General features: G+C 48.5%; 12 protein-coding genes and 1 tRNA gene. 6 read left to right on the forward strand and 7 right to left on the reverse strand.

What is annotated here, in order from left to right:
- Positions 1-68: 68 nt before the first annotated feature.
- Positions 69-851, forward strand: coding sequence for an IS21-like element helper ATPase IstB (istB, locus tag B2Q61_RS02910; RefSeq protein ID WP_290622768.1), 783 nt, complete (start codon positions 69-71; stop codon positions 849-851).
- Positions 852-1,589: 738 nt separating this feature from the next.
- Here istB and B2Q61_RS02915 read toward each other — a convergent pair.
- The 5 genes from B2Q61_RS02915 to rpsU all read right to left on the reverse strand — a co-directional run bounded on the left by B2Q61_RS02915 (position 1,590) and on the right by rpsU (position 7,093).
- On the reverse strand, positions 1,590-2,453 hold the full coding sequence (locus B2Q61_RS02915; RefSeq protein WP_290621297.1) for a hypothetical protein: 864 nt from the start codon (positions 2,451-2,453) through the stop codon (positions 1,590-1,592).
- 191 nt (positions 2,454-2,644) lie between these two features.
- A tRNA-Ile gene (locus B2Q61_RS02920) sits at positions 2,645-2,721 on the reverse strand.
- Between the two features lie 328 nt (positions 2,722-3,049).
- Positions 3,050-4,891 (reverse strand): RNA polymerase sigma factor RpoD, encoded by a 1,842-nt coding sequence (rpoD, locus tag B2Q61_RS02925; RefSeq protein ID WP_290621298.1) that lies wholly within the window; start codon positions 4,889-4,891, stop codon positions 3,050-3,052.
- Between the two features lie 86 nt (positions 4,892-4,977).
- Positions 4,978-6,735 carry a DNA primase gene (gene dnaG, locus B2Q61_RS02930; protein ID WP_290621299.1) on the reverse strand — a complete coding sequence of 586 codons (1,758 nt, stop codon included), beginning with the start codon at positions 6,733-6,735 and terminating at the stop codon, positions 4,978-4,980.
- A 142-nt stretch (positions 6,736-6,877) separates the two neighbouring features.
- Entirely contained in the window at positions 6,878-7,093 is a 216-nt protein-coding gene (rpsU, locus tag B2Q61_RS02935) for a 30S ribosomal protein S21 (protein ID WP_019675131.1), read from the reverse strand.
- A gap of 238 nt (positions 7,094-7,331) precedes the next feature.
- On the opposite strand from rpsU, the gene tsaD reads away from it, so the two are divergent.
- A complete protein-coding gene (gene tsaD, locus B2Q61_RS02940; RefSeq protein WP_290621300.1) occupies positions 7,332-8,345 on the forward strand; it encodes a tRNA (adenosine(37)-N6)-threonylcarbamoyltransferase complex transferase subunit TsaD in 1,014 nt (337 codons plus the stop codon).
- Here the strand turns inward: tsaD and plsY are convergent, their stop codons facing one another.
- Entirely contained in the window at positions 8,346-8,951 is a 606-nt protein-coding gene (plsY, locus tag B2Q61_RS02945; RefSeq protein WP_290621301.1) for a glycerol-3-phosphate 1-O-acyltransferase PlsY, read from the reverse strand.
- A gap of 137 nt (positions 8,952-9,088) precedes the next feature.
- Between plsY and folB the strand changes: the two genes are divergently transcribed.
- From folB to B2Q61_RS02960, 3 genes are read left to right on the forward strand one after another with little or no spacing between them, the layout of a single operon-like run.
- Positions 9,089-9,481, forward strand: coding sequence for a dihydroneopterin aldolase (folB, locus tag B2Q61_RS02950; RefSeq protein WP_290621302.1), 393 nt, complete (start codon positions 9,089-9,091; stop codon positions 9,479-9,481).
- Entirely contained in the window at positions 9,481-9,978 is a 498-nt protein-coding gene (folK, locus tag B2Q61_RS02955; protein ID WP_290621303.1) for a 2-amino-4-hydroxy-6-hydroxymethyldihydropteridine diphosphokinase, read from the forward strand. The genes folB and folK overlap by 1 nt, the downstream gene beginning before the upstream one ends.
- On the forward strand, positions 9,975-10,781 hold the full coding sequence (locus B2Q61_RS02960) for an undecaprenyl-diphosphate phosphatase (protein WP_290621304.1): 807 nt from the start codon (positions 9,975-9,977) through the stop codon (positions 10,779-10,781). Before folK ends, B2Q61_RS02960 begins: the two co-directional genes overlap by 4 nt.
- Before the next feature lie 11 nt (positions 10,782-10,792).
- Here B2Q61_RS02960 and B2Q61_RS02965 read toward each other — a convergent pair whose 3' ends face one another.
- Positions 10,793-12,025: a multifunctional CCA addition/repair protein gene (locus B2Q61_RS02965; RefSeq protein WP_290621305.1), complete on the reverse strand. Its 1,233-nt coding sequence runs from the start codon at positions 12,023-12,025 to the stop codon at positions 10,793-10,795.
- 79 nt (positions 12,026-12,104) lie between these two features.
- On the opposite strand from B2Q61_RS02965, the gene B2Q61_RS02970 reads away from it, so the two are divergent.
- Positions 12,105-13,037 (forward strand): ExeA family protein, encoded by a 933-nt coding sequence (locus B2Q61_RS02970; protein ID WP_290621306.1) that lies wholly within the window; start codon positions 12,105-12,107, stop codon positions 13,035-13,037.
- Positions 13,038-13,039 lie beyond the last annotated feature (2 nt).

The raw sequence follows: 13,039 nt of genomic DNA on the forward strand, positions 1-13,039 counted from the left end.
TATGCGATGCCAAGGGAAAGCTTGCAACATCCCCTATCGGTGTATGACCAACTGCTGGAGGTGCGGCCATGAACCTGCAACTTCAGCGCATACAGCACGCCTGCGAGGTATTAAAACTGCCGGCAATGGCAACAGAGTGGCCAGCCATGGCTGACCACAGTGCCGCACAAGGTAAAAGCTTCGCCGACTTCCTCGAAAGCCTGCTGCAAGCAGAACTGGATGCCAGATTGCAGCGCACGCGGGAAATGTTGCTCAAGACTGCCGGGTTACCAGCGGTAAAGCACTTCGATGACTACGACTTCCGCTTCGCCACCGGCGCACCGCGCAAACAGCTATTGGAGCTCACCAGCCTGGCCTTTATTGAACGCCAGGAGAATATTGTACTGCTCGGCCCCAGTGGCGTAGGTAAAAGCCATCTGGCAATAGCCTTAGGGTACAGCGCGATTATGCGTGGCATAAAAGTACGCTTTATTACTGCGGCAGATTTAATGCTACAGCTGGCAACAGCCAAGAAACAGGGCCGCCTGGAGGCATACTTAAAACGTAGCGTGCTATCACCAAAACTGTTGATCATAGATGAAATCGGCTACCTGCCATTCGGCCGGGATGAAGCCAATCTGTTCTTTAACGTGATAGCGAAACGCTATGAACAAGGCAGCGTAATTGTGACCAGCAACTTGCCATTCTCTCAATGGTCAACGGCGTTTGCTGATGATCAAACCTTAACTGCGGCACTGCTGGATAGATTATTACACCATGCCCATATCGTACAGATCAGCGGCAACAGCTATAGATTAAAAGGTAAAAGAACAGCGGGTGTGATACCGGCAGCAGAGAGTACGTTAAGTTGAAAAAAGCCAGGGGTGGGTCAAATTTAGATTACCGTTTTAAGCGGTAAGTGGGTCAAAATTGGATTGCCGTTGACATCTTTTGCGGTCTCTTATTGACCGTTCAGATGATTTCAGTGACGCGTTGTTTCATACAGTCGCTCCTTTGGAGACGATATTTAAGAACAATGCCTTCCTTCATGATCAGATTGTTCCTGATTTCTTAGGGTAGCTTCATGAACTCTAACATAAGCGTATTTCGGCTATTTCAAACAGTGATTTCAGAGTTGCTCGAGCACCGCTAATTGTTTTCTCTAATGACGACTTTGTCACAAACAGATTTGTATTTCGATTTCATCTTTGAAATAAGGTCTCGGCTATCTTGGGGCGCATGTGTCCCTACTTTTTTAGCAGGGGCGACTCGACCAGAATCTGCTCATAAAAAAAGCTATGGAAATTTCACCATAGCTTTTTCAAGCGAACGGTATTGCTCATCGATTATTATGGCTTTGACAGCGCATGCCGCGATTCGTCACCGATAGTGGCGGCCCACACCTGGGTGCTGAAATAGAGCTATGGTGCATCTGGGTGCGACCCAGGAGGCGCGTTATCCATCGGACGTTAGGGTTTATCGTCTGAAGCCTTCGAGGATAGTCGTGCGTTCCGCGTACGCGCAGCTCATGAAATTGAGCTGTAAATCAGCTTTTGAGAACTGGTTTCTTAATTCAAATAAGAAGTCAGCTAACTTGGGAGCTGATTTTCTTAAGAACTGGCATGCGCTGTCGCCTTAGACACTTCAGAGCTTTCTATGCTCTCCTCTTCTTCATCGCCTTGTTCAGGTTGAGCTGGTTTCGAAATGCAGTACTGCTCGCCAACTGAGTAGATAGTATTGCTATCAACACGAATATACGTCACCGAGTTTTGGTCACTATATTTGCGCACATAAATGTAGTCTGGTGAAGCGAGTATTAGCCTGCCATCAATTTTATAAGAGTTGGCTGAATCTGACACCGTTACGCACTGAAAGCCACCAATCCCGAAGTTAATCAAAGCTGAGTTAACTCCCCTTGCAACTGATTCCCTAAGCATGAAAGTCATTATCGAAAAAAGTATTGCAACTGACACTAAAGATAAAAATTGAAATGGTGGTTTGGCATAGCAAAGAGCAACAATGTGGCACATGACTAAAAAGGAGACTGCTAGCAGATAGAAAACGTCTGCTTGGTTATTTATTCCGTTTTTATACCAATATAACAACAACGATGCTATTCCAGTTGCTGACCAGGTGACAAAAACCAAGACGTTCCAAAAATCAGGTTTTTTCTTGGCTATATAACGCTCTCCCAACGGAAGTAAAAAGCCAAAAAAGAACAAGGCGATAATGACAATTGCAAAAACCATGAGTGCAAAAAATGCTTTCAGGCCAAACAGGCCTTTATCAAAAAAGTCGTAGGAGAAATATTCATAGTGATGCATGTGAACGATAAAAAGTGTGACTGGCAGTAACGACAGAAATGTAGATGAGAGAATGAACGACAGTACCCGCCAAAAAGCTTCCTTTATCAACGCAGGTGTAAGCTTTCCGCCGTAGTCTACCAGCTGCTCTTTTAATCCTTCATTCTTCATATTTGATATATCCCTGATCTACAAATCGTTTTTTGCTTGCGAGCAATATGCGGATTATTTCTGGTATACCGAATTTAATCAAATAGAAATATGGTTGAAAAACAAAGTGCGGAGGTTGTACGATGTCGGTAGCACAGAGGTAGCACCGAGTTATTTTCAGGAAGTAGGGTAAAACGACAAGCCTTTAAAAATGGTGGCCCCAGCTGGACTCGAACCAGCGACCGATCGATTATGAGTCGAGCGCTCTAACCAACTGAGCTATGGGGCCACGTTAAACTAACCTTTCGAGTGCGGTGTTAACACATCCATGATGATCGGCACTCAGCTTGGCCATCCACGGCCTCGCGTTCATCGTTCTCGAAGTGATGTTAAATCACTTCTTGTCACTTACAGTGACCACTCTTTACCTAAGCTATGGGGCCACTTTAAACTTCTTTCGCGTTAAAGCGGCGTGCAGTATAAAAACTTTTACGTGCTTTGTCATCCGGCTTATTAGGCTAAGTGCAGTTAATTGCTGCTTTTTTAGGCTTTATGCCGGTTTAAATAATAAAGGCGCCGTCTGGCGCCTTTATCTGAGTGGTCGATGAAGCAGAAGTTTACTCGTCCAGGAAGCTTTTTAATACTTCTGAACGGGAAGGGTGGCGCAGTTTACGCAGTGCCTTGGCTTCAATTTGTCGGATCCGCTCGCGGGTTACGTCAAATTGTTTACCTACTTCTTCCAGTGTATGGTCAGTATTCATATCAATACCGAAGCGCATCCGCAGTACTTTAGCTTCGCGGGCGGTTAAACCGGCTAGCACTTCATTGGTAGCGTTTTTCAGGCTTTCCATGGTGGCAGAATCGAGCGGTGACTCACCGCCGGCATCTTCAATAAAGTCGCCTAAGTGCGAGTCTTCATCATCGCCAATCGGGGTTTCCATTGAAATAGGCTCTTTGGCGATTTTCAACACCTTACGAATTTTGTCTTCTGGCATTTGCATCCGTTCAGACAATTCTTCCGGAGTGGGCTCACGACCCATTTCCTGCAACATCTGACGCGAAATACGGTTCAGCTTGTTGATGGTTTCAATCATGTGCACCGGAATACGGATGGTGCGGGCCTGGTCGGCGATTGAACGGGTAATGGCCTGACGGATCCACCAGGTGGCGTAAGTTGAAAACTTATAACCACGACGGTATTCGAACTTGTCGACCGCTTTCATCAAACCGATATTGCCTTCCTGAATTAAATCAAGGAACTGCAAGCCACGGTTGGTATACTTTTTGGCAATAGAGATTACCAGTCGTAAGTTAGCCTCAACCATTTCTTTCTTGGCGCGACGGGCTTTCGCTTCGCCAATCGACATCCGGCGGTTGATGTCTTTAATTTTAAAGATGCTTAAGCCGGTTTCTTCTTCAACTTTTTTCAGTTTTTCAACGCTGCGAACTAAATCTTCCTGCATATCCTGCAGGCGCACCGAGTAGCCTTTACCTGCTTTAATTTCAGCATCGATCCAGGCGGTTGATGTTTCATGGCCCGTAAAGGCTTTAACGAAAGTTTTCTTCGGCATTTTGGCGTATTCAACGCAATGCTTCATTAACAGCCGTTCCTGGATCCGTACCCGGTCCATCATTTCGCGCATGTTTTTAACTAAGCGATCGAATTGCTTGGGAACCAGCCGGAAACAGCGGAATACTTCGCTGAGTTTTTCAATTTCGGTTTTGGTGGTCGCATGTTCGCGGCCATTCTTTTCGATAGAATTGCGGGTAACGTCATATTGGGCGCGTAATTCGCCAAATTTTATCCGCGCTTCTTCCGGATCCGGACCGGTGTCCGCTTCAGAATCATCGTCACTGTCATCGTCGTCGTTGTCGTCGTTGTCATCGTCCTGTTTATCTTCCGGTACGTCTGAACCGATGTGGCTGGCAATAACCGGCGCTTCATCAATTTCATTCGGGTCAATAAAGGCCGAGACAATGTCGCTTAAGCGAATTTCTTCCGCTTCAAACTTATCCCATTGTTCCAGCAGGTAGGTAATGGCTTCCGGGTATTCGGCAACCGACGTTTGCACCTGATTAATGCCGTCTTCAATCCGCTTGGCAATGTCAATTTCGCCTTCGCGGGTTAACAGCTCAACGGTACCCATTTCCCGCATGTACATCCGTACCGGGTCGGTAGTGCGGCCGAGTTCTTTATCGACACTGACTAAAGCCTGAGCGGCTTCTTCTGCGGCGTCTTCATCTGTTGAGGCATCAGCCATTATCAAGTCATCGGCATCGGGCGCGTTTTCAAACACCTGAATACCCATATCGTTGATCATTCGAATAATATCTTCGATCTGATCAGAGTCGATAATGTCTTGTGGAAGGTGATCGTTAACTTCGGCAAAAGTAAGATACCCTTGCTCTTTACCTTTAATGATCAGGAGTTTTAACTGCGACTGAGGACTTTGCTCCATAGAGACTTATCTTCCACCAATGTTGATTAATATAAAAATGCGAACTAGCGATTATAACAAACCGAAGCTTTTCTAGCCAGTCGGAGTTAGCCTGCTGGTCGCGGTTTTTTGCTTTTCAGTGCTTTTAGCAACAGCACATATTCATGTTGTTCGGCCTGGGTCAGCTGTTTTAGTTTATCTTTTCGTTCCAGAGCTTCCAGTCGTTGTTGCAGATATTGGTCTTCAATAGAGTGGAACGTATCCAGAAATTCAGCCGAAAGCTGCTCAGGTTCAATCTGGTGTTGCCAGGCTGCCAGTTTTAACAGAATGGCATGCTCTGGCAGATCCCGCCAGTATTCGAGTAATTGCGCGGTGGTAAGCCCAGGCTTATCCACTAAATGCTGCTGCACGGCCAGTAACAAACTAATGCCCGGAATATCGGCACTGGCCAGTTCCGGAGTATACGGCATAACGTTGACCAGTTCGGGAGTTTGCAGCAATAAGGCAATGGCCCGGCGCATTGGCGTCATTTTAATCGTGGCCGGGGCAGGCCGTGCTTGCGGCCGTTTGCTGGCCGGTTTTAAACGTTCGCTGGAGCGCCCCAGTAAATTATCCAGCTTTTGTTGCAGGGTTTCCTGATAAAAACTACTGGGGATTTGTTTAATCAGTTCACTGCCTTTGGCCATTAGTGCGGATTTACCGCCGTCGGTATTGGCGTCAAATTCCTGCAACAGATGTTCGAACAAATACTGGCTTAATGGCAGGGCTTTATCCAATCTTGCCATAAAAGCGGCTTTGCCTTCTTTCTGGACTAACGAATCGGGGTCTTCGCCATCGGGCAGGAATACAAAATTCAGTTCTACCCCATCTTTTAACTGTGGCAGGGCATTTTGCAGTGCCCGCCAGGCTGCATCACGACCAGCGCGGTCACCGTCGTAACAGCAAATCACTTTCGGGCTGTAACGAAACAGGGTGTGCATCTGATCTGAGGTGGTCGCGGTACCCAGGCAAGCAACGGCAAAGCGAATATCATGTTCGGCCAGTGCCACGACATCCATATAGCCCTCTACCACCAGCAGCTGTTTTAAGTGGCCCGGTTGCTGACGCACCTGATACAAACCATACAGCTCACGACCTTTATGAAACAGCCGGGTTTCCGGCGAGTTCAGGTATTTCGGCTGGCCATCGTTTAAAATACGGCCACCAAATGCAATAACCCGGCCACGCTTATCGTGGATCGGAAACATTAAGCGGTCGCGGAAAAAGTCATATTCGCGGCCGTTGTCATTGCGGTTAACCAGCTTCAACTCAATTAACTGTTCACGCACAGCTCGGGGTTTACCGGTACCGAGCTGTTTTAGCACGCCATCCCAGCCATCCGCAGCATAGCCCAGCTGAAAATCACTGATAGTTTGCGCCGACAGACCCCGCTTTTGCAGGTATTGTTGCACTGCCGGGCCATTAGTATGTTGTTGCAGTTGTTGCTGGTAATAGTCGGCTGCTTGCTGCATTAAGCTGTAGTCGTCGGCCTGAGCAGCCGGGCGGCTTGGCCCTTTGCCTTGCTCGCGCGGTACGTCCATATGCAGTTGTTTGGCCAGTTCTTCAATGGCTTCAACAAACTCCAGCTGCTCAAATTCCATCATAAAGCTAATCGCATTGCCATGGGCGCCACAACCAAAACAATGATAAAACTGTTTATCAGGGCTGACGGTAAACGACGGGCTTTTTTCGTTATGGAACGGGCAACAGGCAGAGTAGTTTTTACTACCTGCTTTTTTCAGGGGTACGCGCTGGTCAATCAGTTCTACAATGTCTGTTCTGGCGAGCAGATCATCAATAAACTGACGGGGGATTTGTCCTGCCACTGATGTCCTTTATATGCTTTCAGAAAAAGACAAACCGTGCTCAAAGAACACGGTGTGCAGATATTGGCCTGACGCCTGAGTGCGAACCTGCTGCAGGAACCGCTTAAACGCGGCTGGGCAGGTTAACGCCGGTTGACTGTAATTAGTACAGGCGGATCCGACGTGCATTCTCGCGAGAAAGCTTTTTAGCATGACGTTTTACCGCTGCAGCTTTCTTACGCTTACGAACCCAGGTAGGCTTCTCGTAAAATTCTTTTGCGCGAACATCAGCTAACACGCCAGCTTTTTCACAAGAGCGCTTAAAACGACGTAATGCTACGTCAAACGGTTCGTTTTCTTTTACTTTAACAACAGGCATTAAATTCTCACCTCGGTCAAACTTGGTTATCGGTAACCAATTACGATTAAAAATGGTGCGGCATTTTACGCAAAAACCCCTACCAATGTAAAGCGAATAAGTGATCTTAAATCAGATCTTCTGGCTCTGACACGGTGAAGCCGATACAATGCGCGCGTTAAAGGCCGGCAAGTGTACCTGAACTTTCTTGCCAGATCCTACTATTTGCTGATTTTTTAACACGATTTCTGGGAAGACGATGCGCGTACTAGGTATAGAAACATCCTGCGATGAAACTGCTATTGCTATTTATGATAGTGAACAAGGTCTGCTAAGCCATGTGCTGTACAGTCAGATCCCGTTGCATGCTGATTACGGCGGAGTTGTGCCTGAACTGGCGTCGCGCGATCATGTTAAAAAAACCTTGCCGCTAATTAAGCAGGCAATCCAGCAGGCGGGCCTCAATGCCACTGATATTGATGGCGTCGCCTACACCGCAGGTCCCGGTTTAGCCGGCGCATTGTTAGTAGGCGCCACTATTGGTCGCAGTCTGGCCTACGCCTGGCAAAAGCCGGCTTTGGCTGTGCACCATATGGAAGGCCATTTATTAGCGCCGATGCTGGAAGATAATCCGCCGCCGTTTCCTTTTTTAGCGTTGCTGGTATCCGGCGGCCACACTCAGCTGGTTGGGGTAGAGGGTATTGGTCGTTATGAGCTGTTGGGTGAGTCGATAGACGATGCGGCTGGCGAAGCCTTTGATAAAACGGCTAAGTTAATGGGCCTGGCTTATCCAGGCGGTCCGTTGCTGGCAAAGCTGGCCTTAACGGGTGACAGTAAAAAATATAAGTTTCCCCGGCCAATGACGGACCGGCCCGGGCTGGATTTTAGCTTTAGTGGTCTGAAAACTTCGGCGGCCAATGTCATTGCCAAAGAAGGCAGCAGCGAGCAGGTGCAGGCCGATATTGCAGCATCGTTTCAACAGGCGGTGGTGGATACCCTGGTGATAAAATGTGAGCGGGCGCTGGAGCAAACGGGTTATCAGCGGTTGGTCATTGCCGGTGGCGTCAGTGCCAACTTGTCGCTGCGGGAGCAGCTGGCGGTGTTATTAAAACGCCGGGGTGGTGCAGTCTATTATCCGCGTAAAGAGTTTTGCACGGATAATGGGGCAATGATTGCCTATGCAGGCTGCCAGCGTTTACAGGTCGGCCAGCAGCAAGACTTAACCATTGGCGTAACGCCACGTTGGCCCATGCAGGAATTAGCACCGGTATAATTATTCGCGAATGCGCTTAGATTTATCCCACACTTTGCTCTCTTTGCCCTGATACAGCCGGACAATATTCTGGCGATGACGGGCGATAATCAAAATACTCAGCATTAATACCGGGATGGTATATAAGGGCTTTATCCACCAGGTAAACAGCGGTGCCAGTGCGACGGTAATAATAGCGGCTAACGATGAGTAGCCACTTATTGCGACCAGTAAAATCCAGCTGGCAATTAACAGACCAGCGAGATCCAGGCCTATTGGCATCATGGCACCAAACGCGGTAGCGACAGCCTTGCCCCCTTTAAAACCAAAAAATATAGGGTAAATATGGCCTAAACAGGCGCAAATGGCGATGGCACCAAGCCAGACCGGTTCAATTTGTAAAAAGTACGAGCCCCAGACCGGAATAGTGCCTTTTAAGATATCAAACACCAACACCAGCACCGCAGGGAAGGCACCGCCGAGGCGCAACACGTTAGTAGCACCGGGGTTGCCTGAACCGTGAAAGCGGGGATCGGGCAGGCGAAAAAGCTGGCATACCAGCACTGCTGATGACACCGAGCCTAACAAATAGGCGGCAAACATCATAATAACAATCAGCAGGGTCATTTCGACGGTTCCTCAGCACCAGTTTTTACGATAAGATTGCCGCTCGCTTTACAGCAGCAGGATAAGGGCTTGGTGGCTATTTACCTATCCGACCAGCCTACCTTAAACGAAAAATAACGCAATCCGGATTTAACTGAATGGACATAGTTTTTATAAAACAGCTACAAGTCGATACCGTAATCGGGGTTTACGACTGGGAGAAATCCATTCAACAACGGTTGTTGCTAGATTTAGCCTTAACCTCTGACCAGCGCACTGCGGCTGCCAGAGACGATATTACGCTGACCCTGGATTATGCTGTTATTGCCGAAAAAGTGACGGCATTGATAACGGCTCAGCCGATTGAGTTGATTGAAACCGTAGCCGAACGCGTCGCCAGTATGTTACTGACTGAGTTTGCCACCAGCAAAGTGGAAGTCACCGTCAGTAAACCGGGCGCGGTTGCTCAGGCGCAAACAGTTGGTGTGCATATTGTCCGCACAACTTCGGGGGCCAGTGAGCCGGTAGTCACACCGCGGGAGCAAGCCTGATGGCCCGTATTTTTATCAGTATTGGTAGCAATACTGAGCGCGAGCACTATGTAAGAGCCGGTGTATTGTCATTGCAACAGTATTTTGGTCAGTTGCAATTATCCAGGGTATATGAAAGCGAAGCGGTCGGCTTTAATGGTGATGCGTTTTACAATTTGGTCGCCGTCACCGATACCGAACTAAGTATCGCTGATTGTGTGCTGGTACTTAAGAAAATTGAAGACAGCCATGGTCGGATCCGTGGCGCAGAAAAGTTTTGTGGTCGTACTCTGGATTTAGATTTACTGACCTATGATCAGGTTATTTGTCGGCAACCCATAGTGCTGCCACGCGGCGAAATTACTGAAAATGCGTTTGTATTGTGGCCGATGGCGGAGTTGGCGCCGAATGAAATTCATCCGCAAAACGGGTTAAGCTATGCCAGGCTGTGGCAGGATTATCCAAAAAACAAACAGAAAATCTGGCCAGTGCCGTTTAATTGGAGTGAAAGTAATTGAGTACAGTGGAAGTTATTATTTTAGCTATTCTGCAGGGCTTTACTGAGTTTTTACCTATTTCATCTTCAGCGCACCTTATTTTACCGTCGGCCATTCTGGGCTGGCAGGATCAGGGTATCGCTTTTGATGTGGCAGTACATGTGGGGACGTTACTGGCGGTAATTCTGTATTTCAGACATGACATAGGCCGCTTAACGGTGGGCTGGGTGCAAAGCCTTGGCGGGCAGCATAGTACCGATGGCAAACTGGCCTGGTGGGTTATTCTGGCCACTATTCCGGCGGGATTGGCTGGCTTACTGGCAGCAGACTATATTGAAACCTATTTGCGTTCGCCCTGGGTATTGGCAGCCACCACTATTATATTTGGTTTGGCATTATGGTGGGCTGATGCCACGGCGAAACAACAGCAAAGTATGGAACAGCTAAACTGGCGTCAGGCGCTGTTTATTGGTGTTGCCCAGGCTATCTCGTTAATCCCCGGCACGTCGCGTTCTGGCATCACCATGACTGCTGCCATGTTGCTCGGCTTAGATAAAGTTAGCGCTGCCCGGTTTTCTTTTTTATTATCTATTCCGATTATTATGTTAAGTGGTGGTTATCAGGCCAGTAAATTACTGGCCGAACCGACGAGCTTTGACTTAAATGCGATATTTTTGGGGATGGGCCTGGCGTTTATCAGCGCACTAATTTGTATACATTTTTTCCTAAAAATTATCAGCCGGATGGGTATGCTGCCCTTTGTAATTTACCGGCTGTTACTCGGGATAGGCCTGATTATTTTCCTGGGTTGGTTTGCCGGTTGAGTCTGTTAAACCTAACTATCCTGCCAGGCCCGCTTTGCCGTGCTTATTGCGTCTAAGCGGGCTTGTTGCAACGCAGCGCCAATGGCTGCTCCCTGAATACCCGTGGCGACAATATCGCGCACATTAACCGCATTTGCGGCGTGCGCCAGCTGCTGTAAATAACGGGCTTGCGGGTAGTCGGCCTGTTCAAACCCTGTGCGGCCACGCAAATCAGCCTGACAGCAGCACAAAATGTCCTCCAGCCGCTGTGGTTTGCGCCATAAATCAATACCATTAAAGAGCTTAAGTATCGTTGCCGGTTTTAATTCGCGTGCTTTATGCACCAGCTGATGAAATTCACATACCAGCAGCGCCAGCTCACGACATTCATTTGGTACCCGTAACCGCTGACAAAGCTGCTCAATTAATTTAAGACCGGTATATTCGTGGCCATGGTGAGAAGGTAACAGCTCGGCTTTGGTTACACCTTTGCCTAAGTCGTGTACCAAGGACGCAAACCGGATATCCAGCCGATCAGACATTGCGGCGGCCTGCCCAAGTACCAGCAGGGTATGGATCCCGGTATCAACTTCCGGATGCCACTTTGCTGGCTGCGGTACGCCCCATAGTGCTGCCAGCTCCGGCATTAACGCTTGTAGCGCACCGCATTGGTACAGCAGCTTAAAATAAGCGGCCGGGCTGTGGCTGTTTAAGGCTTTGGCGGTTTCCTGCCAAACCCGCTCAGGGCTTAATGTTTGCAATTCACCGCTGTTGCTTAGCTGGCGCAGCAACACCATCGTGTCGTCTGCTACGCTAAAGCCCAGATGGAAGTAGCGAGCATAAAAACGAGCCACCCGTAACACCCGCAGTGGATCTTCAGCAAACGCATCTGAGACATGCCGCAGAATTCTCTGGTCGATATCATGCCGGCCATTGTAGGGATCGATATAGTTGCCGCTGGTGTCTTTGGCAATTGCGTTAATGGTTAAATCACGCCGCTGTAAATCCTGCTCCAGGGTAACATCAGGGGCGGCATAGACCCTAAAGCCGGTATAGCCCTTACCATCTTTACGCTCGGTCCGCGCTAAGGCATGTTCTTCTTTGGTTACAGGGTGTAAAAATACCGGGAAGTCTTTGCCAACCTGCTGATAGCCTGCTGCCAGCATTTGCTCAGGGGTGGCGCCTACGACCACCCAGTCATGTTCATCAAAGGGATAGCCCAGCAGCTCATCCCGCACTGCACCGCCTACAAGATATCTCTGCACATGCTTTCCTGATTGCTTATTTTTTGCCATTATAGCGCCGTCAGTCGAATTTGCAGCGCTAAAAACGCAGGATGCTTTGATGTATACCGATTTTTTCGGTTTAACCAGCCCCCCCTTTTCCATTGCCCCTAATCCGGACTTTATGTATCTGGGCGCCCGGCATACCGAGGCACTGGCGCATTTGCGTTATGGTCTGGGCGATGCTGGCGGTTTTGTGCTGTTAACCGGTGAAGTTGGTACCGGTAAAACTACCGTCTCTCGTACTTTGTTGCAGGAACTGGATAGCAATACTGACGTTGCCTTTATTTTGAATCCAACCTTATCTGAATTAGAACTGTTGGCGGCAATTTGCGATGAGCTGAAAATTCGCTATAAAAAGGCCGATGCCAGTTTAAAACTGCTGGGTGATAAAATTACCCAGCGGCTGCAGAAAAATCATCAGGCGGATAAAAAAACGATTCTGATTATTGATGAAGCCCAGCATTTGCAGCCGGCAGTACTGGAGCAGTTAAGGCTGTTAACCAACCTTGAGACCAATACCAAAAAATTGCTGCAGGTTATATTAATTGGCCAGCCGGAATTACAGCAATTACTGCAACGAAATGACTTACGCCAGTTAGCGCAGCGAATAACGGCCCGCTATCATTTACTACCGCTGGATTTAAACGAAGTACAGCATTACTTAAAATACCGGCTGCAGGTCGCAGGCTGCAGCCGGCCGGTGTTCAGCCCAAAAGCAGTAACCGCGCTTTATCAGCAAAGCGGCGGTATTCCACGACTGCTCAATTTGCTGGCCGATCGGGCGATGCTGGCGGCATATAGCCAGCAGCAAGCAACGGTACAGCTGGCACAGGTGCAGCGGGCGGCCACTGAAGTATTGCCGCTGAGGCAGCAAAGTGCTGGTGCTGCCAGGCAGGCTTTACCGGGTTGGTTCTGGCCGTTCTTAACCGGCACTGGTATAGTTGTCGGGTTTTTACTGGCGATGGTGTTATTGCCAGTGCTGCGAGGTTAATT

Source organism: Arsukibacterium sp. UBA5043, from assembly GCA_002415085.1.
Lineage (GTDB): Bacteria > Pseudomonadota > Gammaproteobacteria > Enterobacterales > Alteromonadaceae > Alishewanella.